At 39.5% G+C, this 24099-nt stretch carries 26 protein-coding genes; 25 read left to right on the top strand and 1 reads right to left on the bottom strand.

The features are described 5' to 3' along the window. The first annotated feature begins 235 nt into the window (after positions 1-235). From spoIIIAA to H514_RS0119895, 24 genes are all read left to right on the top strand, one after another. Complete coding sequence (gene spoIIIAA / locus H514_RS0120015; RefSeq protein ID WP_027448565.1) at positions 236-1216, top strand: stage III sporulation protein AA; 981 nt, start codon at positions 236-238, stop codon at positions 1214-1216. Further along, the gene (gene spoIIIAB, locus H514_RS0120010; protein WP_027448564.1) at positions 1161-1673 is read left to right on the top strand and encodes a stage III sporulation protein SpoIIIAB; all 513 of its coding nucleotides are present in this window, start codon (positions 1161-1163) and stop codon (positions 1671-1673) included. The genes spoIIIAA and spoIIIAB overlap by 56 nt, the downstream gene beginning before the upstream one ends. Positions 1674-1693: 20 nt before the next feature. Continuing rightward, positions 1694-1900, top strand: a complete 207-nt coding sequence (gene spoIIIAC, locus H514_RS0120005; protein WP_027448563.1) for a stage III sporulation protein AC — start codon at positions 1694-1696, stop codon at positions 1898-1900. Positions 1901-1906: 6 nt separating this feature from the next. Then, a complete protein-coding gene (gene spoIIIAD / locus H514_RS0120000; RefSeq protein ID WP_027448562.1) occupies positions 1907-2302 on the top strand; it encodes a stage III sporulation protein AD in 396 nt (131 codons plus the stop codon). Positions 2303-2328: 26 nt separating this feature from the next. Then, positions 2329-3507: a stage III sporulation protein AE gene (spoIIIAE, locus tag H514_RS0119995; RefSeq protein ID WP_027448561.1), complete on the top strand. Its 1179-nt coding sequence runs from the start codon at positions 2329-2331 to the stop codon at positions 3505-3507. Between the two features lie 12 nt (positions 3508-3519). Continuing rightward, positions 3520-4143, top strand: a complete 624-nt coding sequence (gene spoIIIAF / locus H514_RS0119990) for a stage III sporulation protein AF (protein WP_027448560.1) — start codon at positions 3520-3522, stop codon at positions 4141-4143. Further along, positions 4140-4787 (top strand): stage III sporulation protein AG, encoded by a 648-nt coding sequence (spoIIIAG, locus tag H514_RS0119985; protein ID WP_081673101.1) that lies wholly within the window; start codon positions 4140-4142, stop codon positions 4785-4787. Before spoIIIAF ends, spoIIIAG begins: the two co-directional genes overlap by 4 nt. A gap of 13 nt (positions 4788-4800) precedes the next feature. Beyond that, the gene (locus H514_RS0119980; protein WP_231566557.1) at positions 4801-5385 is read left to right on the top strand and encodes a SpoIIIAH-like family protein; all 585 of its coding nucleotides are present in this window, start codon (positions 4801-4803) and stop codon (positions 5383-5385) included. A gap of 425 nt (positions 5386-5810) precedes the next feature. Then, the gene (gene accB / locus H514_RS0119970; RefSeq protein WP_027448557.1) at positions 5811-6314 is read left to right on the top strand and encodes an acetyl-CoA carboxylase biotin carboxyl carrier protein; all 504 of its coding nucleotides are present in this window, start codon (positions 5811-5813) and stop codon (positions 6312-6314) included. 12 nt (positions 6315-6326) lie between these two features. Beyond that, on the top strand, positions 6327-7691 hold the full coding sequence (accC, locus tag H514_RS0119965; protein ID WP_027448556.1) for an acetyl-CoA carboxylase biotin carboxylase subunit: 1365 nt from the start codon (positions 6327-6329) through the stop codon (positions 7689-7691). A 15-nt stretch (positions 7692-7706) separates the two neighbouring features. Continuing rightward, positions 7707-8108, top strand: a complete 402-nt coding sequence (locus tag H514_RS0119960; protein ID WP_027448555.1) for an Asp23/Gls24 family envelope stress response protein — start codon at positions 7707-7709, stop codon at positions 8106-8108. Positions 8109-8334: 226 nt separating this feature from the next. Continuing rightward, a complete protein-coding gene (nusB, locus tag H514_RS0119955) occupies positions 8335-8718 on the top strand; it encodes a transcription antitermination factor NusB (RefSeq protein ID WP_027448554.1) in 384 nt (127 codons plus the stop codon). A 21-nt stretch (positions 8719-8739) separates the two neighbouring features. Then, positions 8740-9609 (top strand): bifunctional methylenetetrahydrofolate dehydrogenase/methenyltetrahydrofolate cyclohydrolase FolD, encoded by an 870-nt coding sequence (folD, locus tag H514_RS0119950; RefSeq protein ID WP_027448553.1) that lies wholly within the window; start codon positions 8740-8742, stop codon positions 9607-9609. Positions 9610-9611: 2 nt separating this feature from the next. Continuing rightward, the gene (xseA, locus tag H514_RS0119945; RefSeq protein WP_027448552.1) at positions 9612-10964 is read left to right on the top strand and encodes an exodeoxyribonuclease VII large subunit; all 1353 of its coding nucleotides are present in this window, start codon (positions 9612-9614) and stop codon (positions 10962-10964) included. Further along, a complete protein-coding gene (locus H514_RS0119940; protein WP_027448551.1) occupies positions 10957-11211 on the top strand; it encodes an exodeoxyribonuclease VII small subunit in 255 nt (84 codons plus the stop codon). Before xseA ends, H514_RS0119940 begins: the two co-directional genes overlap by 8 nt. Beyond that, on the top strand, positions 11204-12088 hold the full coding sequence (locus H514_RS0119935; RefSeq protein ID WP_231566556.1) for a polyprenyl synthetase family protein: 885 nt from the start codon (positions 11204-11206) through the stop codon (positions 12086-12088). Before H514_RS0119940 ends, H514_RS0119935 begins: the two co-directional genes overlap by 8 nt. A 706-nt stretch (positions 12089-12794) precedes the next feature. Further along, complete coding sequence (locus tag H514_RS0119930) at positions 12795-13388, top strand: hypothetical protein (RefSeq protein ID WP_027448549.1); 594 nt, start codon at positions 12795-12797, stop codon at positions 13386-13388. 22 nt (positions 13389-13410) lie between these two features. Beyond that, positions 13411-15303 carry a 1-deoxy-D-xylulose-5-phosphate synthase gene (dxs, locus tag H514_RS0119925; protein WP_027448548.1) on the top strand — a complete coding sequence of 631 codons (1893 nt, stop codon included), beginning with the start codon at positions 13411-13413 and terminating at the stop codon, positions 15301-15303. Between the two features lie 7 nt (positions 15304-15310). Then, positions 15311-16123, top strand: coding sequence for a TlyA family RNA methyltransferase (locus tag H514_RS0119920; protein ID WP_027448547.1), 813 nt, complete (start codon positions 15311-15313; stop codon positions 16121-16123). Between the two features lie 117 nt (positions 16124-16240). Beyond that, complete coding sequence (gene ahrC / locus H514_RS0119915; protein ID WP_027448546.1) at positions 16241-16690, top strand: transcriptional regulator AhrC/ArgR; 450 nt, start codon at positions 16241-16243, stop codon at positions 16688-16690. 28 nt (positions 16691-16718) lie between these two features. Next, on the top strand, positions 16719-18455 hold the full coding sequence (recN, locus tag H514_RS0119910) for a DNA repair protein RecN (RefSeq protein WP_027448545.1): 1737 nt from the start codon (positions 16719-16721) through the stop codon (positions 18453-18455). A 229-nt stretch (positions 18456-18684) separates the two neighbouring features. Beyond that, the gene (gene spoIVB / locus H514_RS0119905) at positions 18685-19968 is read left to right on the top strand and encodes a SpoIVB peptidase (RefSeq protein ID WP_027448544.1); all 1284 of its coding nucleotides are present in this window, start codon (positions 18685-18687) and stop codon (positions 19966-19968) included. A gap of 574 nt (positions 19969-20542) precedes the next feature. Then, positions 20543-21334 carry a sporulation transcription factor Spo0A gene (spo0A, locus tag H514_RS0119900; RefSeq protein WP_027448543.1) on the top strand — a complete coding sequence of 264 codons (792 nt, stop codon included), beginning with the start codon at positions 20543-20545 and terminating at the stop codon, positions 21332-21334. A 173-nt stretch (positions 21335-21507) separates the two neighbouring features. Then, positions 21508-22173 carry a hypothetical protein gene (locus H514_RS0119895; protein WP_154657425.1) on the top strand — a complete coding sequence of 222 codons (666 nt, stop codon included), beginning with the start codon at positions 21508-21510 and terminating at the stop codon, positions 22171-22173. A gap of 11 nt (positions 22174-22184) precedes the next feature. Here H514_RS0119895 and H514_RS0119890 read toward each other — a convergent pair whose 3' ends face one another. Continuing rightward, entirely contained in the window at positions 22185-22535 is a 351-nt protein-coding gene (locus H514_RS0119890) for a DUF2680 domain-containing protein (protein ID WP_027448541.1), read from the bottom strand. Between the two features lie 206 nt (positions 22536-22741). Between H514_RS0119890 and H514_RS0119885 the strand changes: the two genes are divergently transcribed. Beyond that, positions 22742-24094, top strand: a complete 1353-nt coding sequence (locus H514_RS0119885) for an aspartate kinase (protein WP_027448540.1) — start codon at positions 22742-22744, stop codon at positions 24092-24094. The last annotated feature ends 5 nt before the right edge of the window (positions 24095-24099 follow it).

Raw genomic sequence — 24099 nt, 5'->3', positions numbered from 1 at the left:
CGACCCGAGCGAAAGCATCGCCAACCCGAGCGAAAACAGCGCGAACCCGAGCGAAAGCAGCACCAACCAGAGCGAAAGCAACCCCCCATACAAGAATAAGCCCTCAGCCTCCCCAGCGCCCTAACCCCACCCACATAATCTCCCAATAATCTATCACAGAATCCTAAATCGGTCATAATTTGGTCAAGCTCGCATAGATTTACAGTAAAAGCTAGGTAGACTGTGAGGGTTTAGTATGGATGAAATTCTAAGAATTCTACCACCGCACATCGAAAATGAAATCCGAAAGATTCCAGACAAGGATCTCATTCAACTTCAAGAAATTCGTTATCGCATCAACCGTCCCTTAGAACTGATTTTTGATCATAAGTATGAATGCTTAACACATGTTATCCCAACCGCTCAGGATGGTCAGTTTTTGCTAAACAAGCTAGGTGATCACTCTATCTATAGATTAGAGGACGAGCTTCGAGAGGGGTATATTACGATCGCCGGGGGGCATCGCGTTGGGCTTTCTGGAAAAGTAAACACAGACCAAGGAGCAGTCAAAGCGATCCGTCACATCTCCTCTTACAACATACGTATAGCAAAAGAAAAAATAGGCGTCGCTACGTCATTAGTAGAACAACTTTACCAGAACGAAGATTACCAAAACACACTCATAATAGGTCCACCTCAAACGGGAAAAACAACTCTTCTAAGAGATATGGCTCGCATAATGAGCCAAGGGGATCAAAACCATCCATCCAAAAAAGTAGCGATTATTGATGAGCGTTCCGAGATTGCAGGGTGCATAAAAGGAGTGCCACAGCATCAAGTAGGCATGAGGACAGACGTTATGGACGCTTGTCCCAAAGCAGAAGGCATGATGATGATGATACGCTCCATGTCTCCTGAGATTTTAATCGTAGATGAAATCGGAAGTGAAGCGGATGTAAAAGCCATTATGGAAGCTGTCTATGCTGGGGTTACCATTATATCGACCGTACATGGTGATAGTTATGAGGCGATTAAAAAACGCCCTTCCTTAGCAAAGCTCTTTCATCAAAATGTTTTCAAAAGGCTCGTCGTACTGGAACGAACCTCAACGCCAGGAGCTGTTCAGTCACTTTTAGACGGGGATGGCCAAATACTTCAAACGAAAAAGAGGTGCGTAACCTATGAAGTGGATCGGAGCTCTTCTCCTACTTTGCGCTACAACGTGGGGAGGATATGAATTCGCCCGAAGATTAAACAACCGTCCAAAACAAATTCGTGAGTTAAAAAATGCATTACAGGTCTTAGAAGCTGAAATTTTATTTGGCCAGGCACCGATAAAGGAAGCCTGTGAAAAGGTAGCAAATCAGGTGCCAGCTCCCTTATCTTGGTTCTTCAAAGAATTCAGTGAGCAACTCGATCAGTGTGGATCTTCCCTTTACGAAGTTTGGGAGGATCGCCTTAAACAGTATTGGCCGATGAGTGCTTTGGGTGATGGAGAGAAGGAAGTCATGAGGCAGTTTGGTCAAACGCTTGGCCAGCATGACTTCACAGGGCAACAAAAGCATATCCGGCTAGCTCTATCACATCTTGAAAGAGAACTTGAAGATGCACTAGAACAACAACAACGGTATAGCAAAATGGTGAAGAGTTTAGGTTTCCTTACGGGATTATTGCTTATATTGCTTTTTATTTAATGGTGAAAGGAGAACACGGAATGCTAGGTGATGCATATATCTTATTTCAAATTGCAGGCATTGGAATCGTCGTAGCTATGATCCATACAGTCTTAAAACAAATGGGGAAAGAAGACATTGCGCATTGGGCGACGCTTGTTGGGTTTATCCTGGTTCTATTTATTGTCATGAATGGGCTACAGGATCTATTCCAACAGATTAAATCAGTCTTTTTATTTCAAGGTTAGGGAGGGATAGAGATGGAAATATTCCAGATCGTCTCCTTTGCCCTGGTGGCGAGCTTGCTCGTGATCATTTTGAAAGATCAAAAGTCTTCCATTGCCTTTTTTATTATTTTATTTACCGGAATCGTCATTTTCCTTGTTCTCATTCAGCAAATTGCTCAAGTGTTTACCCTTCTTGAATACATTGCACAACGAGCAAATGTAAATGGCATGTATGTAGAAACCATCTTAAAAATTATAGGCATTGCTTATATTGCTGAATTTGGAGCTCAAATCACTAGGGATGCAGGATTAGGATCCATTGCATCCAAAATCGAACTCGCAGGAAAAGTGCTCATCCTTGTTTTAGCAGTACCGATATTAACAGCTGTTATAGAAACCATTCTTGGATTTATACCAGCATAGTTTAAGAAGAAAGGAGCTCCGGATGCATGAAACGAATGCTTAAAGTTCTTGTAATGGCACTAATCGTATTGTTATATACAATCTCTCATGTTGGACAGGTTCATGCACAAACATCTGGAGCGACAGGGACAAGCACTCCCTTAAAAGATATATCATTTACGGAAATTAATCAGTACTGGAATAAAGTTGTAGATGAATACGGTGGTTATCTTCCTGAAGTAAGAAAAGGGAGCTTTATGGAATTTGTGGAGCATTCCGACTCTGTTTCAATCAAGTCCTGGATCATGGGATTAGGCAAATATCTATTATACGAATTTATTATGAATGGGAAGCTGCTAGGCACGCTCATGTTTCTTACATTATTCTGTATGATTCTCCAATCGTTACAAAATGCCTTTGAAAATCAGGCGATCAGTAAAGTGGCCTATGCTGTTGTTTATCTCGTTCTGATCGTGATCGCACTAAATAGTTTTCATCTAGCTGTTTCCTATGCAAAAGATGCAGTAGAAATGATGAGTTCCTTCATGATTGCCTTGCTTCCATTAATGCTTGGGCTAATGGCTACTTTTGGAAACCTGATGTCGGTATCATTTTTTCATCCTGTTATTGTCTTCTTAATTCACACGAGTGGTTTGCTCGTTTCAAATATCATTTTTCCTTTGTTCTTTTTGTCAGCACTACTTTCGATTGTGAGTTCAATCAATGATCAATATAAAGTGACACAGCTAGCACAATTGCTAAGGAATGCTGGACTTGGACTCATAGGTGTTTTTCTAACCATTTTCCTTGGAGTCATTTCCGTTCAAGGAGCGTCATCAGCGATTGCAGATGGCGTTGCTATGAAAACCGCAAAGTTCGTAACAGGGAACTTTGTGCCAGTAGTGGGGCGAATGTTTACCGATGCGACGGATACCGTGTTAAGCGCATCGCTACTATTAAAAAATACAGTGGGGATTGTCGGCGTTATTATTATTTTAGCTTTAGCGTTATTCCCGGCTATCAAAGTTTTAGCGGTAGCGATTATATATAAATTTGCAGCAGCTATTTTACAACCTATTGGAGGTGGGGCCGTCATTCAATCTATGGAGACGATTAGTAGGCACATTTTGTTAGTGTTTGCTGCGCTCCTCGTTGTCACATTTATGTTTTTCTTAGCCATAGTGATTTTGGTAGCAGCAAGTAATGTCACGATGATGATTCGATAGGAGGGAGTTGGAATGAACTATATAACAGAATGGGTTACTCAAATCATATTATTTTTACTACTAGCACTCATCATAGATTTGATCCTCCCAACTTCGTCCTTACGCAAGTACATCAAACTGGTGGTTGGATTGTTGTTAATTCTTATCTTTTTACAACCAATCTTTCATCTATTTGAAGTTGATATGGACACGTTTTTTGCCCAGGAGATGTCCAAATGGAACGATCAAGCACAAGTCGAAACGATGGAAAATTTAATAGAAGATAAGAAAAAAGAAATACAAGCCTCCCAACGTGCATATATTTTAGAACAGATGGCTGTCCAATTGAAAAAACAGGCGAAGGAGGAGTTGTTGAGTGAGTATGGAGTAGAGATTCAAAACTTTTCCTTCCAATTCCAAGATGAACAAAAAATGAGCTTAGACACCTTGAAACAATTGACGGTGGTTTTGTCAGAATCAGAAAAGGCATCGAATCCTTCTTCATCTGTAGAGGAGGTGGTGATTGATTTAGATCAGCCACCGAAAGAAGATGAAGAAAATTCACAAGCAAAACAAAAGATTAAAACCTTTTTAGCTTCTACCTGGCAACTCCCTGAAGAACAGCTAATTATACAGTGGGAAGGAGGGGTTAAATGAAGAACAATCCATTGGACAAAGTTGCTTCTATGTTAAAACTAAAATCTGAGGATGGCAAAAAGCCTACCAAAATGGCTTATGTATTACTCGTAGCCTTATTCGGATTACTCATTCTCATCGTAAGTGACTTTTTCACAAAAGAATCTACGCAAAGTGAGAGCTTCACACCACAAGAGCAAAATCCTCCTGCTGAGCAAGAGAAAGAAACTTTTCTCCAAAAGGATAAAGCAGGGGACGAAGCCATGATGGCTGAAGTTGAAACCCATTATGAGAAAGAACTAAGTAAGTTGCTTGAGAGGATCAAGGGGGTTTCAGATGTTGATGTGATGGTCAATCTGGAATCTACTGAAATCAAAATCTATGAAAAAAATACAACCATGGGAAAACAAATTACAGATGAAACAGATAAAAATGGTGGGGAGCGAAAGATTGAGGACCTCACAAAAGATCAGCAAGTTGTACTAACCCGAAAAGGTGACCAGGAAGTCCCTCTACTTATTCAAACGAAGAAGCCAAAAGTTAGCGGGGTGCTTGTGGTAGCTAAAGGGGTTGATCATATGGAAGTAAAGAAATGGGTCATGGAAGCAGTATCAAAAGGGTTGGATGTACCAGCTCATAGAATTTCGGTAATGCCGAAAAAATAAGGAGGAAATTTAAATGATGTTGAAAAAACAAACGGTATGGTTGCTTACAATGCTTAGTTTAATGATTGTGTTGAGTGTGTACTACATGACTTCACCAGATGAAGGGGAAGTTGCTTTCGTTGATGAGGATGAACAAAATCAAGCAGAAAATGTAAACTCAAGTACAGAAAATGGAACGATGACGAATGGATCTGTTGATTATGAAGGAAAAGAAGAAGTAACGTCTAGCCTTACTTCTGACCAGTGGTTTACGGCTGCGCGTCTAACGATTGAACAGAATCGATCAGAACGTAAAGAGTACCTTCAAGAAGTAATGGCCTCAGGGGATGTATCGGCTGAGGAAGTAAACAAAGCAATGAACGAAATCAATCAATTGCAAGAATACAGCAATAAAGAAACACTTTTAGAGCAAACAATTGCTGCTAAGGCGGAATATCCAGATGTACTTGTAAGAGCTGAAGATAATCAAGTGCGCGTAACCGTTAAGGCGAACGAGCTTTCTAAAGCAGACACAGTTGAAATTATGCAACTGGTGTACAATGAATTTGGTGAAACAAACGTGATGGTTAACTTCCAACCATACGAGGAGAATCAATAGACCTAAATGAAAATCCTACCACGACCAAAGGTGGTAGGATTTTTTGTGTTTTATGCTACTTCATCTAAAGATCTTTTTTAACATTCTTGGTAAAAAGGATACAATACCAAAAACTCTACGTAACAGTCCTGAAATAAGTCCCATGATAGCTGCCTCCTTGTTGTCCGTTTATCTTAAAATAGTTGATTAGCTCCAACGTTTTGTTACCTTTATCGCCTTAGCATTTCTAATTCAATATCACAAAGAGTTGTAGGTTAAACTCGTTACAGAATAAGAAGGAGAATAGAACTAGAATACCGAATTGATTAAAGTAAACGCTTTCTAGTAGGTTGAAGTTTTGCATACCTTTATCGTAAAATGTTAAGAGGAGTTATTAGTACCAGTTATCAAAAAAGCATGTTCTATATAGAAGGGGTGCACACACTATGTTAAAAGTACAAGAAATTCGTGAACTCATTAAATTAATTGATGAATCTTCCATTGATGAGTTTACATATGAAAGCAATGGAACGACGGTTTCTATGAAAAAACAAGGTGGAGAAGTTGTTCAACGCCCGGTAGTTGAAGCTCAACCAGTAGAACAGCCAAAACCACAACCAGAACCACCTAAAGCAGCACCTGCGCAAGAGCTAGCTAAGGAAGAAACACCAAAAGAAGAGCCAAAAGCTGAAGGTGGAGCAAAGGATTATGACCATGAGATTGTATCTCCAATGGTAGGTACATTCTATGAAGCATCATCTCCAGATGCAGATCCTTTCGTAAAAGTAGGGGACAAGGTAACAAGCGATTCTGTCGTTTGTATTGTAGAAGCCATGAAACTATTCAATGAAATTGAAGCAGAAGTAAGTGGCGAAATTGTTGAAATCTTAGTCGATAATGGAGAACTAGTTGAGTATGGTCAACCATTATTCCGAGTGAAGTCCGTGTAAGGGGTTGAAAACGTGATCAAGAAACTCTTAATTGCAAACCGAGGCGAGATTGCGGTCCGTATAATTCGAGCATGTAAAGAATTAGGGGTCGAAACTGTCGCTGTTTATTCTGAAGCCGATAAAGAATCATTACACGTAAAACTAGCAGATGAAGCTTACTGTATTGGTCCAAAATCAAGCAGTGAAAGCTACCTGAACTTTACGAACATCATGAGTGTAGCAACATTAACAGAAACTGATGCAATCCATCCGGGATATGGCTTCCTTTCAGAGAATCCAGATTTTGCTGAGATCTGTGAGGAGTGCAATATCACGTTTGTTGGTCCATCAGCTCACGCCATTCGCAAAATGGGAACGAAGGATGTTGCTCGTGATACAATGGAAGCAGCAGGAGTTCCAATTGTTCCAGGTTCTGATGGATTAATTGAAAGCGAAGATGATGCGAAGAGAATAGCTGAATCGATTGGATATCCTGTCATTATCAAGGCAACAGCTGGTGGTGGCGGTAAAGGAATCCGTGTCGCTAGAACCGAAGAAGATTTAATCAAAGGAATTCGCGTTACACAACAAGAGGCAGAAACAGCTTTCGGTAACCCAGGTGTTTATCTTGAGAAATTTATTGAAGATTTTCGCCATGTGGAAATCCAAGTTCTTGCTGATAATCATGGGAATGCGATTCACTTAGGTGAGCGTGATTGTTCTATACAACGTCGTTTACAGAAGTTAATTGAGGAGACGCCTTCTCCAGCCATTGATTCTGAACTGCGTGAAGAAATGGGACAAGCAGCTGTTAAAGCAGCTCAAGCTGTAAATTACTCTGGAGCGGGTACAGTTGAATTCATTTTCGATAAGAAACAGCGTAAATTCTACTTTATGGAAATGAATACGCGCATTCAGGTTGAACACCCTGTAACTGAAATGGTAACAGGCGTTGATTTAATTAAAGAAATGGTACGAATTGCGAACAATGAAAAACTATCCTTCACACAAGATGAAATTAAGTTTGAAGGATGGTCTATTGAATGTCGTATAAACGCAGAGAATCCTAGTAAGAACTTCATGCCAACGCCAGGCCGTGTCGAAATGTACTTACCACCAGGTGGATTTGGTGTACGAGTAGATTCTGCTGCATATCCAGGTTGGATGATTCCTCCTTACTATGATTCTATGGTGGCGAAACTCATTACGTATGGAAATACACGTGAAGAAGCGATGGATCGTATGAAACGAGCTCTTGATGAGTTTGTTATCGAAGGTCCTGGGGTTCACACTACAATTCCGTTCCACCGTAAGATGATGGAACATGAAGTATTTAGAAGTGGTGATTTTAATACGAATTTCCTCGATAATTATACTATAATGAAAGAGGAAGACTAAAAGGGAGTGACCGTCATGAGTGAAAATCATTTATTAAGTGTTGGTGAAGGGTCAAACTTAGGTGAAGTTGAGATTGCTCCAGAAGTGATTGAAGTCATCGCAGGTATTGCAGCTTCCGAAGTAGCCGGCGTTGCTGAAATGCGTGGAAACTTCGCAACAGGTGTAGCTGAGCGTTTAGGCAAGAAAAATCACGGTAAAGGTGTAAAGGTTGAATTAGCTGAAGATGGCATCGTCCTTGATATTTATGTCGTGATGGATTTTGGGATTTCCATTCCTAAAACAGCTCAAAAAATTCAAGATAATACCCGCCAAGCTCTAATGAACATGACTGCTCTGGAGATTAAAGAGATTAATGTTCATATTGTCGGAGTTCAAATGGATAAAGAAGAGGAAGAAGAACAACTGCCAGAAGAATAATACAGCCTATATTTAAGACCATAAAAGGGAATACTTTTATGGTCTTTTTATTAGGGATTTCCTCCATATCATTTTTTCCTTAACTTTCTTCACAGATTCGCTTATAATAGAAATTTGCTTTGATAGCATGTTTAACGGAATAAAATCAATGTATTTATACCTAGAACGTGTTATGATTCTAACGGAATGAAACGTACAGGGTACGATGAATAAAGGAGAATGGAAAATGAATCGTCACACAGCAAGAGAGAAAGCTTTTCAGGCAATTTTTCAAATGGATATCAATGAAATGACTGCAGAGGAAGCGATTCAAAATGTAACAGAGGACGAGCCAGTTCATGATACATTTTTGAATCAACTTGTTTTAGGTGTTGTAGACAATCGTGATGCGATTGATCAAAAGATTTCAGATCACCTTGAAAAATGGTCTTTCGAACGAATTGCTTCTGTAGAAAAAACATTACTTCGATTAGCAACGTATGAATTAACCTATGAGGAAGAAATTCCAGAAAAGGTTACGTTAAACGAAGCCATTGAATTAGCTAAGGCATTTGGGGATGACAAGTCTGGAAGCTTCGTAAATGGTGTTCTTAAAAAAATGCTTAAATAATGAAAAGGGGAGAGGAGTAAAATGTCAGCAGAAATTATCTATGGTCGTGAACTTTCTAACAACATCAGAGAGCGTATGACAGATGAAGTTGCAGAATTAAAGAAGCTTGATGTAATACCTCAATTAACGGTTATCATTGTAGGGAATGATCCAGCTTCTCTTTCCTATGTACGAGGGAAAGAAAAAGCATCAAACAGTATTGGCATGGACTCTAACTTAATTGAATTACCTGAGGATACAAATCAGGAGAAATTATTAGAATTAATTCATGAATTAAATGTTGATCCATCTGTACATGGTATTCTGGTGCAATTACCTCTTCCTGATCACATCAATGAAGACGTGGTCATCGAAACGATTACTCCAGAAAAAGATGTGGACGGATTTCACCCAGTAAATATTGGGCGTATGATGGCAGAGAAAGATACATTTCTTCCATGTACCCCTCTTGGCATTTTAACGATGTTGAAAGAGAAAAACATTACAATCGAAGGTAAACATGCCGTTGTGCTAGGCCGTAGTCGTATCGTTGGTAAGCCAATTGGCCAGATTTTGTTAAATGAAAATGCGACTGTAACGTATTGTCATTCTCGAACGCATAATCTAAAAGAGATGACAAAGCAAGCAGATATTTTAATTGTAGCTGTTGGTAAGCCTGGATTTGTTACAGGAGACTACGTAAAAGAAGGCGCAACTGTTATTGATGTCGGGATTAACCGCATTGATGATGGATCACTTACTGGAGATGTAGATTTTGAATCAGCTAAAGAGCATGCGGCATACATAACTCCAGTCCCAAGAGGCGTTGGGCCAATGACCATTACCATGCTTTTACAAAACACAATTAAAGCAGCTAGACAGCTTAATGAAATCTCACAAAGGAGTTCATAACGGTGCAAGACCGATATTTAACTGTTTCAGCTTTAACTAAATACATTAAAAGAAAGTTCGAGAGTGACCCTCATTTAAAAGAAGTTTTTCTTAGAGGGGAAATTTCGAATTTTAAGCATCACAGCCGTGGTCATATGTATCTAACAATCAAAGATGATAAGTCACGTGTGAATGCTGTTATGTTTGCAGGTTACAATCGTTATATGAAGTTCACACCTGAGAACGGTATGAATGTGTTAATTCGTGGTGAAATCGGGGTCTATGAGCCTCATGGTCAATACCAACTTTATATACATCAAATGGAACCGGACGGGCTTGGAGCTCTTTATTTAGCGTATGAAGAACTGAAGAAAAAGCTAACGACTGAAGGATTATTTGATGATAGTCTGAAGAAGCCACTGCCATCTTATCCTCGTTCTATCGCCGTTTTAACCTCTCCAACTGGGGCAGCTGTTCGTGATATTTTAACAACGATTGATCGTCGCTATCCGAATGTACGTGTAACCGTGTTTCCTGTTCTCGTTCAAGGGCAAAACGCTAAGACATCGATCGTTCAGGCCATTGAAAAAGTAAATGAACTCAACGACTACGATGTGATGATTGTTGGCCGTGGAGGTGGCTCAATTGAGGAACTTTGGGCGTTTAACGAAGAGATTGTAGCAAGAGCCATTGCTGCATCAGATATCCCTATAATTTCTGCAGTCGGTCACGAAACAGACTTCACAATTAGTGACTTTGTAGCTGACTATAGAGCACCAACTCCAACAGGTGCTGCAGAAGTAGCTGTACCATCTCAGTCTGAAGTTGCAGAACGGATTCAAAACCTCAGACGCCGTGTGCAAAACGCTATGGATGTTCAGATGAACCATGCGAAAGAAAAACTGGCTCAAAAACAAAAATCATATGCATTTCGTTATCCTGAACAACTGATGCGCCAAAAAGAACAAGAACTTGATCGAATGTATGATCAATTACAAAAAGCTTCAGTTCAATTTATGAATCAAAACCAGAATGATTTAATGAACATACAGAAACGTTTGCAACAACAACATCCTGAAAAATCCTTGCGGCTGGCAAAACAGGAGTTAGTTCAAACAACGAAACGAATGAACCGCGCCATGCAGCAAGAAACGAAATCAAAAATGCAAACGTATCATGAACTTATAAGTAAATTGACATTGTTAAATCCATTGGAAACGATAAAACGTGGCTATGCGATTCCTTATTCTGAGCAGGGAACAGTCGTAAAATCCATTCGTGATGTTCAACCTGGTGATCCAATGCAGGTGAAAGTGCAAGATGGAGTTTTAGATTGCCAAGTTTGGGGAATGGAAGAGGAGGATCAAAATGAGTGATAAAGAAGTCCAACAGGAAGAACTCAGTTTTGAAGAAGCAATGAAACAATTAGAAGAACTAGTGGATAAGTTAGAAGAGGGAGATGTACCTCTTGAAAAAGCCATTACATATTATCAAGAAGGCATGAAGCTTTCGAAAATGTGTAATGATAAATTAATGCATGTAGAAAAACAAATGAAACAAATCATGAACGAACAAGGTGAATTTGAATCTTTCTCTGTCCAGGGGGAAGAAGATAGTGACTAATACGTTAACGGATTATATCAGTGGTTACATGGACACGATTAATCAACAGTTAGAACAATTTGTCTACTCACTACAGGTGCCAGAACGCTTACGAGATTCAATGTTGTATTCCATTCAGGCAGGTGGGAAACGAATCCGTCCTATTTTACTGCTTATGGCTTGTGAGGCTTATGGCGGGTCTCCTAACCGCGCCCTGCCAGTGGGCTGTGCTGTAGAGATGGTCCATACTTATTCACTTATTCATGATGATTTGCCGGCTATGGATAATGATGATGTACGAAGAGGTATGCCAACCAATCATAAGAAATTTGATGATGCAACAGCTATTTTAGCAGGTGACGGTTTACTAACAGCTTCTTTTTTTGCTATTACAAACCATGACCTATTGCAAGATGAAGAGAAAGTGTACTTAAGTAGAGAGCTTTCTAAGGCAAGTGGAGCAGAAGGTATGGTAGCTGGTCAAATGCTTGATATGGAAGCAGAAAACCAAGAGTTGACCGTTGAGAAGCTTGAACAGATTCATAAGCACAAAACGGGTGAGTTGCTGCGTTTTTCAGCTGTTGCTGGTGCATACATCGGTGGAGCGAATCAAAGCCAATTACAATCGATTGAAAAGTATGCAAGACACCTAGGTTTGCTATTTCAAGTGCAGGATGACATCTTGGATATTATTGGCGATGAAGAGGAAATGGGTAAACCAGTTGGCAGTGATGAAACCAATCAAAAAAGTACGTATCCTCAGCTGTTAGGGCTTCAAGGTGCCATTGATAAAAGGGACTACTATGCGAATCAAGCAAAAGAAGCTCTAAAAGAAGCAGGCGTCGATAGTACGCTTTTAGAGGAATTTATTGACTACATTCAGCATCGAAAGAAATAATTGTTATATGCTGTGGATTGAGGATGTCAGACGAATATGATATATTAGTAATATAAACAGGATGGTGCAGTATTCTAGTCGGCCCTCCGTTTCTGAAGGCGGGCCTAAAAATCCGCCAAAGGGCACATCGATGAAGTTCCTTGTGTTGGCTTGAGGCGCCCAGCCTTGGGTCGATGCTGGGAGTTAAGGTCGCAGGGCGATCCACAATGGCATGTGGGCGTTGACCCTGCTTCCGCGGAGGCCCATATTTGTGGGAGGCTGTTCTCAAACGTCTCCTATGAAGTGGGGTATGAACCTGTGAGATCGCTTTTTTGGGAAGATTAATCGGTCCACAGCGTAGCCTGCCTTGAGTGGCTCTGAGGGGATTATGGCTTTTAAGTGTCAGAGTAGATGGCCACTACAACGACGCTTACCCGACCATATGAAATCAGCGCTGCAAAAGAGGCTAGGGAACGGTTAAAGGCTGCTGAGGAAATCTCCTAGACTGTTCGCATGGACACCTAAAAGGGATTATAGTGCGGACTAAGTGGCAATCCAGTCTAGTATTCGGAGACGATGCTAAGGTAGATTTAAAGGGGAACCGCTGACGTGGCAACACGCAGTATCTGCTTGGGAAAACCTACTGGACCTAAGCCGCAGTTTTTATCTTTTAGGTGACCATCCTGACTAATACATAAATTATGACTATTATATATAGAGGTAATCCATGAAGACACAACTTCAAAAGTCACTAAAATTTAGCTTGGGTATCGCCGTTATCACGTTCGTGTTAGCGGCTATTTTTTCAGTAATTTCTACATTTATATTAAATGATGTTTTCTATCTTGTTGGTATTGTAATCGTATTTACGATTGTAATTATAGGGGTACTTTTTGATATGCTTGGAATTGCAGCCACGGCCGCTGATGAGGTTCCCTTTCACGCCATGGCAGCAGAAAAAGTAAACGGTTCCAAAGAAGCAATTATTATTGTTCGGAATGCGGATCGATTTGCAAGCTTTTGTAATGACGTAATCGGGGATATAGCTGGTGTTATTAGTGGTACAGCTGCAGCGATTGTTGTTTTACGTATAGCCCAGATTTTTGGACAATCAGATGGAAGTACACTTCAGTTTGTCATTTCCGTTATTTTTACAAGTATTGTTGCTGCTGTGACAGTTGGAGGGAAAGCAATGGGGAAATACTTTGCTGTCCACTCTTCGACTGATATTATATTCTTTGCAGCACGTATTATTGCCCTTGTTGAGAGGAAGCTTAATATTAATTTATTACCGAGGGAGAAGAAAACCTCCAGAAATTGATAATGAAGGCGAGTGATCCCGAATGGATCTAAACGAGATACAGGACCCGTCATTTTTAAAAGAATGCTCGAATGAAGAACTAGAGAAGTTAGCCTCTACTGTGAGAAACTTTTTAATTGAAAAGCTGTCTGTTACAGGTGGTCACTTAGGTGCCAACTTGGGAGTAGTCGAGTTAACCCTTGCTCTTCATAAAGTATTTAATAGCCCAGAGGACAAGTTTGTCTGGGATGTGGGTCATCAGTCTTATATACACAAGATTTTAACAGGGCGTACAGGCCAATTTGATACACTACGTCAATATCAAGGTCTATGCGGCTTTCCAAAGCGCAATGAAAGTGAGCATGATGTATGGGAAACAGGACATAGCTCAACTTCATTATCCGCAGCTATGGGTATGGCGATTGCTCGTGATATGAAAGGTGAGGACAACTCCATTGTTCCGATTATTGGAGATGGAGCTCTCACAGGTGGTATGGCGCTTGAAGCGTTAAACCATATCGGAGACGAGAAGAAAAATGTAGTCGTTATTTTAAATGATAATGAAATGTCAATCGCTCACAATGTTGGGGCATTACACAACGTTTTAGGGCGTATGAGAAGTGCACATAAATATCATTGGATGAAAGATGAAATGGAATGGTTGCTTAAGCGTATTCCTGCTGTAGGTGGACGTTTAGCAACGGTTGCAGAGCGTATGAAAGATAGCATGAAGTATTTCATGGTTCCTGGAATGTTCTTCGAAGAACTCGGGTTTACCTATTATGGACCAGTAGATGGACATAACTTTGAGGATCTGTTTGAAAACCTTGAGTATGCGAAGAAAACGGAAGGACCTGTACTTGTACATGTTATGACTCAGAAGGGTAAAGGTTATCACCCTGCCGAATCGGATCAAAAGGATAAATGGCATGGTGTTGGTCCTTATAAAATTGAATCAGGTGAGAAAATTAAGGCAACAGATGCTCCTCCTGCTTGGAGTGATGTTATCAGTGAATCCTTACGTGGTATTGCGCGTAAAGACAATCGACTTGCTGTCATTACACCCGCTATGATTCTCGGATCTAAGCTAGAAAAGTTTAAAGAGGAATTCCCGGATCGTCTATTTGATGTTGGGATTGCAGAACAACATGCCACTACGTTATCTGCTGGTATGGCGACTCAAGGAATGAAGCCATTTCTAGCGATTTACTCAACGTTCTTACAACGTGGGTATGACCAACTTGTTCACGATGTGTGCCGTCAAAACCTCAATGTGATGTTTGGTATTGACCGTGCAGGACTTGTTGGTGCAGACGGTGAAACGCACCAAGGCGTTTTTGACGTTGCCTTTTTACGTTCCTTACCAAATATGACGCTCATGATGCCAAAGGATGAGAATGAAGGTCAGCACATGGTTCAGACAGCTATGGAATATAATGATGGTCCTATTGGTATTCGTTATCCAAGAGGTAATGGTTTAGGCGTGGAGATGGATCAAGAATTGAAGCGCATTCCTATTGGTTCATGGGAAGTACTTAAAGAAGGTAAAGACGCAGCAATTCTAACATTTGGTACAACAATCCCAATGGCTCTTGAAGCAAGTAAAGAACTTGAAAGCCAGGGATTATCAGTTCGTGTTATCAATGCTCGATTTATTAAACCAATGGATGAATCGATGCTACACGATCTAATGGACATGAATATGCCACTATTAACAATTGAAGAAGCCGTTCTCAAGGGTGGATTTGGTAGTGGTGTTCTTGAATTTGCTGAAGAGAATAAGTACTATAACCAAACGATTGAGCGAATGGGTATTCCAGATCGATATATTGAACATGGCAGCGTCAAAGAATTGTATAAAGAAATTGGCCTGACAAAAGATGAGATCATGAAGCGTTTGAAACAGATGATACCAGAAAAAAAACAAAGGGCTTGAAGAGAAGATGCCAAAGAAAGTAAGACTTGATACCCTCCTCGTTGAACGAGGGTTAATTGAAACGAGAGAAAAGGCTAAACGAAGCATTATGGCTGGTTTAGTATTCTCAGAAAACATTAAAATGGACAAACCTGGTGTGAAAGTTGATGAAGGCATCCCACTTCATATTAAAGGAAAAGCAATTCCTTATGTGAGCCGAGGTGGGTTAAAGCTTGAAAAGGCGATTAAAACCTTTGACCTTTCCCTTGATGGGAAAATTTTGATTGATATCGGATCCTCAACTGGGGGGTTTACCGATTGTGCTTTTCAAAATGGTGCCATTCAAAGTTACGCTATTGACGTCGGCTACAATCAACTGGATTGGAAGCTACGGAATGATGAACGCGTAACTGTAATGGAACGTACAAATTTTCGTTATGTAACACCAGAGGACTTAACAGAAGGAACACCGAATGTTGCATCAATTGATGTATCCTTCATTTCCTTAAAGCTAATCTTACCTGTACTTGCGACACTTATTGAAGAGGGTGGAGATGTAGTAGCCCTTATTAAGCCCCAATTTGAAGCGGGTAGAGAACAGGTTGGTAAAAAAGGGATTGTTCGCGATCCAAAAGTTCATAAGCATGTACTGCAAGATATTTTAGATTTTGCAGTTGAAAAAGGGTTTTCTGTGAAGGAAGTTACGTATTCACCGATTACCGGGGGCGATGGTAATATTGAATTCTTGGCCCATTTACGATGGAGTGGGAAAGAAGGAATCTTAAACCCTGATGTCGAAGTGGAACGTATCGTACAAGAAGCTCACGAAGCCCATTCATAAACAATACCAGGAGGGGCTGCATAGATATGTGGTCCCCTTTTTTGTTACTACATATTTATAAAACGTAGATGGGGAAGTTAATTCAATACTGAATAAGGGAAGAAGCGAGGGAGAGGCATGAATAAGGGACAACGGCATATCAAGATAAGAGAACTTATTGCTGAAAATGATATCGAAACACAAGATGAGTTAGTCGATCGGCTAAAAAGCTTAGGGTACAATGTCACTCAGGCAACGGTTTCCCGTGATATTAAGGAGCTCCATTTGGTTAAAGTGCCTATGGTAGATGGCCGTTATAAATATAGCCTACCAGCTGATCAGCGCTTTAATCCATTTGAGAAGCTAAAACGACTTATGATTGATGCATTTGTAAGAATTGATACAGCGGGACATTTTATCGTTATGAAGACATTACCCGGAAATGCGAATGCGATTGGCGCATTAATTGATAATTTAGAATGGGATGAGATTTTAGGGACGATCTGCGGAGACGATACTTGTATGATCATTTGCCGTACAGAAGATGACTCGGTTCAAATTCGTGATCGATTCTTAGATATGCTTTAATCATTATGTAAAGTTGAGGTGCTAGCTTGTGTTAGCTGAATTATCCATAAAGGATTTCGCAATTATTGATGAAGTGTCCATTACTTTTCGAGAAGGTTTAACAGTACTTACAGGAGAAACAGGAGCAGGTAAATCCATCATTATTGATGCGATTCAACTGTTGGCTGGCGGCAGAGGTTCAGCTGAATTTGTACGATATGGAACGAAAAAGGCTGAAATTGAAGGTTTGTTTTTTATAGAGGATCATCAACATAAAGCCTATGATAAAGCACAACTTTTCGGTGTAGATATTGCTGAAGATGGGATGCTTGTTTTAAACCGTACAATTAGTGCCAATGGCAAAAGCATTTGTCGTGTAAACGGAAAATTGGTAACCCTTGCGATCCTAAAAGAATTCGGGCAATCATTAATTGATATACATACCCAACATGAGACCCAATCCTTAATGGATGTCGAGCGTCACATTGAATTATTGGACTTATATGATCGAAATCAAATCATACCAGCCAAAGAGGATTATCATGACTTATATAAAGAGTTTGAATCATTAAAAAAACGACATAAAGAATTAAGTGAAAATGAACAAGAAATGGCTCAGCGATTAGACTTATTGGAGTTCCAATATCAAGAACTCGAACAAGCGAATCTCCAGCCTGGGGAAGACGAACGCTTAACAGAAGAACGAAATCGTATGGCGAACTACGAAAAAATCTTTAAAGGCTTAAATGACTCCTATCACGCTTTGTATGGCGAACAAAAAGCGTTAGACTGGTTGTCACATGCTTTATCATCTCTTGAAAGTGCCAAGGATTATGATGATGACATTGCCTCTAAAGTTGAGGAACTCTCCAATCATTATTATCTTGTTGAAGAGCTTGCTCATTCGATGCGTAATCAATTAGATACAATGGAATATAACGAAGATGAATTGAATTCCATTGAATCTAGGCTGAATGAAATCAATCGTTTGAAGAAAAAATATGGAGAAAGCGTTGATGAGATCATTGAATATGCTTCACGTATAGAAGATGAAATTGATCAAATCAAAAACAAAGACACGCATGTAGCCAAGCTTGATCAAGAGATTAAGGAAAAAGCCGAGGATGTAGCATTAGAAGCTAAACATTTACATGATCTTCGCGTACAAGCCTCTAAAAGCCTGACAGATTCGATTCACGAAGAACTGAAAGATCTCTATCTAGATAAAGCAGCTTTTGGAGTCGATTTTCAAACAACGAATGGGTCTGAAACGGATCCTTTAATTGACGGAAAACATGTCAAAGTTGGACCCAAAGGCTACGACATAGTGAAATTTATGATTACGACCAATCCAGGTGAACCGTTAAAAGACATTCATAAAGTAGCAAGTGGTGGTGAATTATCTCGCTTCATGCTAGCTCTTAAACGAATCTTTTCGAAACACCAAGGTGTAACAAGTGTGATTTTTGATGAGGTTGATACAGGCGTCAGTGGACGTGTCGCACAAGCCATGGCTGAAAAAATATATGGGATTTCAGCTTCTTCATCACAAGTACTATGCATTTCGCATCTACCCCAAGTAGCAGCGATGGCAGACACACATCTTTACATTCGTAAAGAAGTAGAAGATGACCGCACCAAAACAATCGTAGATGAGCTGTCTGATGAACATAAAACAGAAGAACTCGCTCGTATGATTAGTGGTGCAGAAATGACAGACACTACAAAAGAACATGCCAAAGAGCTTTTAACCCTGGCGGATAATACCAAAGCACAATATGTATAAAACTGCTGATTCAGCAGTTTTATTTTTTGTCTAAAGATGTATTTCATATGCATAGTCGAAAAAATCAACGCTTTTCAGATTATTCATGGAAATAACCCTGCTAAATAGGAAATAGTCGCTTGTTTTTCTGTAGTTTGCAGGGTTTAATTTTGACTCAGGAAGGTCACATTAATGAATACAAAGATAAATAAAATTTAGGTATGGGTTAGGAGCGAGGAGAGTGAACAGCTTGAATGTAACAGAAATATGCCGTAAGACAATAGGTATCTTGCTCCTATTAGGACTTCTCATTGCACCGTTTCTTAAGCCAGTACAAACGTATTTGTCCATCCCTAATGATATCACCCTATTTAAAGGTCAAACACAAGAGCACATCCCTACATTAGCGTCAGGAACCATGAAAGTTAAAGCAGGGGACAAAGTTGTTTCCCAAGAAGCAAATGCGTTAATGGGGAATGACGTAGGCGACAGTTCCGTTGTTTATGAAATGGCTGGACTGCCTGTCAAGAAAGTAAATGTGAAAGTGTTAGATGACTTTAAGGTGATCCCTGGAGGACAATCAATAGGTGTTAAATTAAATACACTAGGTGTTCTCGTTGTAGGCCACCACTTGGTTCAGACAGAAACAGGTAATGTATCTCCAGGTGAAAAAGCAGAAATAAAAGTTGGAGATATGATCATTAAAATAAATGGTCAAGATATTAAAGAAATGAAGGAAGTAGCACCATTTGTAGAAGAAGCCGGAAAGGCAAATGAAGCATTAGATGTAACTGTAAAACGTAACGACAAAACGTTCGAAACTAAATTAACGCCAAAATACGATCAAAAAGATGAAAAATATCGTATTGGGCTTTATATTCGAGACTCAGCAGCAGGTATTGGAACGATGACGTTCTACCATCCAGAGTCCAAAAAATACGGTGCCCTTGGTCATGTGATCTCTGATATGGATACAAAAAAACCAATTGAGATAAACAAAGGCACGATTGTTCGATCTGACGTTACTTCTATTGATAAAGGAAGTAATGGCGTTCCGGGAGAGAAACATGCCCGATTTTCAACTCAATCAGATCGAATTGGATCCATCACCCGAAATAGCCCTTTTGGAATCTTCGGTGAGTTAGATGAGCAAATTGATAATGGGGTTATGGATAAGCCAATGCCTATCGCATTATCGCATCAGGTTAAAGAAGGACCTGCACAAATTTTAACCGTGGTGAACGGTGAAAAAGTACAAAAATTCGATGTCGAAATCGTAACATCCGTTCCACAAAAGTTCCCAGCAACGAAAGGCATGATTGTGAAAATCACAGATCCTAAGTTGCTTAAACAAACTGGTGGCATCGTACAAGGCATGAGTGGTAGCCCGATTATACAAGATGGAAAAGTTATCGGCGCTGTAACTCACGTATTTGTTAACGACCCGACCTCAGGTTATGGTGTTCATATTGAATGGATGCTAAACGAAGCTGGAATTAACATTTACGAAACAAAACGAAAAAAGGCAAGTTAATGGAAAAGACAGGCGAACCTGTCTTTTCTTTTTTTATGTCATTTGAGGTATGATCGCCGATCGCCTGAATATGGAGGCGCATCGCCTGAAAAATATCCCCGTTCGCCTGCATTCGATTTCAGGTCGCTTGGAAAAGTCAAAATATCGCCTGAACTGGCTGTAAACAGCCTGCAAATGACATAAAACCGCCTGAATCATCAAGACAAGCAATCAAAAATCTCCAAGATATACTCATATCTCGTCCGTATCGCTCATATAAATTCCACAACAGCTCACAAAAGTCGTCACTTAATCCAGAAAAAATTTCAGAAAGGTGAAATAATTGTAAACTTTTTCGTGCTTTGCGTTGCCAAACATATCCATTGTGTTATAATGAACTAAAGATTTTTCGACAAATACATAATTCAACACGCTGAAAATGGTGAAATATATCGAAATTCAGAGAAAATATGAGCAAATGGAAGTAAATCCAAAAAAACATAAACTTTTTCGAATAAAAAAAGGAATTTTAGAACTTGTGTCGAAATTTTATTGTGGAGAAGAAACGAGACGAAATTGTTAAGGAGGAACTATCGTGGAGAAGATTAAAGTTTGCTTGGCTGATGACAACAGAGAATTGGTGCATATGCTTGAGGATTATTTTGAGGATCAATCAAATATTGAAGTCATTGGAACGGCGTACAATGGTCAGGAATGCTTGGAAATGCTCGAAGAAAAAGATCCTGATGTGTTACTTTTAGATATCATCATGCCTCATGTAGATGGTTTAGCTGTTTTAGGCCGAATGAAAGAGTTAAACAAATCGAAGTTTCCAAATGTCATCATGCTAACTGCATTTGGTCAGGAAGAGGTTACGAAAAAAGCAGTTGATTTAGGTGCGTCTTACTTCATTTTGAAACCGTTTGATCTAAATAACTTACGTGACCACATCCTGCAAGTTAATGGGTTGAAACCTAATTTCGACAGCACTCGTTCCCGCACACAGCGCGATACTCAGAAGGAAGAGAAAAAGCCTAATTTGGATGCAAGTATCACAAATATTATCCATGAAATCGGAGTGCCGGCTCACATTAAGGGCTATATGTATCTTCGTGAAGCCATTTCAATGGTTTATAACGATATCGAGCTTCTGGGTTCTATCACAAAAGTTCTTTATCCAGATATCGCTAAGAAATATAACACAACAGCTTCACGTGTAGAACGTGCCATTCGTCATGCCATTGAGGTAGCGTGGAGCCGAGGAAACATCGAATCCATTTCCTCCTTATTCGGTTACACTGTTTCCATGACAAAAGCAAAGCCAACAAATTCAGAATTTATCGCGATGGTGGCTGATAAGTTACGTTTAGAACATATGGCTTCCTAATATAAAATTGAGTGAGTAATGTACTTATTTACCATTATTTTGTTAAACCTGGTTACGAATTCTTTCACTCTTTTTCATGTCCAAACCAGTGTGAAAACTAAACAAGAGAGCCCTCTTATTCCCAAAAGAGAATAAGGGGGTTTTTCAATACCATAACTAAAGGGATGTTCACATTGAAAATCAATAAAAGGTTGTTTGCTTCTGTAGTAAGTGCATTTTTATTGTTCACCCTCTGCTTTTACTTAATTAGTGATAAATCTTTTTCCCAAGGCGTAAAACAAAACCATGACTTGAGAAGAGTTATGGAAGCAGAGAATTTGTTACGAGTATCAGTGGCCTTTCATTCATTTGAGGAAGTTGTAGAAAAAGCTGATGTGATAGCGGAAGTGGAGATTGGTGAAGTTAAGAAAGAAGTAAGTACCCCAATGCCTAAAACATTCTTTCATGCAAAGATTGTAAATGCTTTCAAGGGTGGTTCGGCGTTAAAGAAAAACTCCATTACAGTGGTTCAAGCGGGGAATAGTAAGAATGCTATAAGTGGAGCTTTGCTTTTTAAAAAGGGGAGCAAAAAAATTCTCTTCATGAAGGAACATAGTGAGCCTAACACATACTGGTTACTAGGTGAGCAAGGGCATTATTACCATGTTTCTAATGAGAACGATGAAGTGGTAAAAGAGGTTAGTACCAGTGAAGATCTAACTGAAATTGAGAAAAAAACACAGGATGTATTACTAAAATATAAAATTAATGGAGAAACATCCACAGTAAATATGCCACGACAATACTTCAATAAAGACGATTTCATCTCAGCCCTAAAAAAACAAATAGAAGCCAAATAAAAGACTGCTCCCTACTGAGCAGTCTTTTCGTCTTTCCCGTATTTTTTATGATGGTGAAGTTTCTTTGGAATAAAGTCATTCTCTTTCATCATGTCGTAGTGCTTTTCCATCCATTCCATCTTTTTATCCGCCTTTTCAGATGAAATAACGCCAAATTCTTCATACTTCATAATGATTTGTTTTTTCGTTTTTAGCATTTCCTTATATAACGAATCGAGTTCACTTTTCTGTTCCTTGGTTAACTTTACTTGTTGCACCTGTTTCATATCTTTTTCAGGGTCAGCTGAAACATCAGTGAAATTCATTGAATAGACACTTAAACTAAACACAGCCGCTAGACTGAACATCAATAACTTCTTCATCAAACATCCCTCACAATCATGATTTTTTCATACTTAGTATTACCGTAGAATGCCATTTTAGGTAAGGAAATAAAAACCAATACATCTTTAACCCATTATCCCTTTAATTCACTAAAAGAAATTTAGGGTTACGGCTTACTTTAAATAGAATTTCATGATAAGATTAAAAATTATATGAATTTTTAAGTGAAGTGGTGAGTTCAATCATGAGAGTAGCAAAATTTGGTGGTAGCTCAGTTGCAAATGCAGCTCAGCTAAAAAAAGTAGCAAATATTATTACATCAGATCCAAGTCGTAAATTTGTCGTTGTATCTGCTCCTGGTAAACGTTTTGATGAGGATACAAAAGTGACAGATTTATTGATCAGCTTAGGTAAACAAGGGGAGCAAAATAAACCTTATCAAGATGAACTGAAGAAAGTGATCGATCGTTTTGATGAAATGCTAACGGAATTGGAACTTTCTAAAGAAATCCTTAAGGAAGTTGAAGATAGCTTAGTTTCGATCATGGAAGGCGAAACGGTCTTTACTCATAAAATGGATGCGTTAAAAGCTACTGGTGAAGATACATCAGCGAAGATTTTAAGTCAGTACTTATCTTCAATCGGGCACCCCGCTTCTTATGTACATCCACAAGAAGCAGGCATTATTGTAAGTGATGAACCTGGAAAAGCACAAGTGCTAGATGAAAGTTACGATAAGCTTTACCAGTTACGTGAACGTGAAGGCATCCAAGTTATCCCTGGCTTTTTCGGATACACACTTGAAGGAGAGCTTATGGCATTCCCGCGTGGTGGTTCCGATATTACGGGTTCTATTGTTGCGGCAGGTGTTAAAGCAGAGCTATACGAAAACTTTACAGACGTGGATTCCGTTTATTGTGTGAATCCAACGATTGTCGATTCTCCGAAAGAGATCTTTGAATTAACGTATAAAGAGATGCGCGAGCTTTCTTATGCAGGATTTTCAGTATTCCATGATGAGGCGTTAATCCCTACTATTAAAGCTAAAATACCTGTAGCGATTAAAAATACCAACAACCCAAATGGGCGTGGTACAGTCATTTCAGCTGAACGTTCATTAACAGATGATGGTCCTGTAGCTGGTATTGCAAGTGATACAGGCTTCCTAACGATTTACGTGAGCAAATACTTGATGAACCGTGAAAAAGGATTTGCTCGTCATCTGTTCCAAATCTTAGAAGAAGAAGACATTTCCTTTGAACATGCTCCTTCAGGAATTGACGATATGTCTGTCATCATGCGTGAAGGGCAGTTAACCCCTGGGAAAGAAGAGGTTGTATTGCGTCGGATTAAAGATGAGCTACGTGTTGATCAGGTTTCCATCGAACGCGACCTTGCCCTTATTATGATCGTGGGTGAAGGAATGAATCGTATTCTTGGTGTTACTGGAAAAGCTACACAAGCAATCTCAAACGCAACAGTGAACATTGAGATGGTGAACCAAGGTTCCTCTGAAGTATCTATGATGTTTGGTATTAAAAAGGATGGTATGGAAGCAGCTGTACAATCCTTATATAAAGAATTTTTCGAAGCATAGGGAAA

It is taken from the genome of Pontibacillus marinus BH030004 = DSM 16465, from assembly GCF_000425225.1.
GTDB lineage: Bacteria > Bacillota > Bacilli > Bacillales > BH030062 > Pontibacillus > Pontibacillus marinus.
The sequence above is the reverse complement of the archived record's forward strand: the minus strand, read 5'-3'. Positions and strand labels throughout refer to the sequence as shown.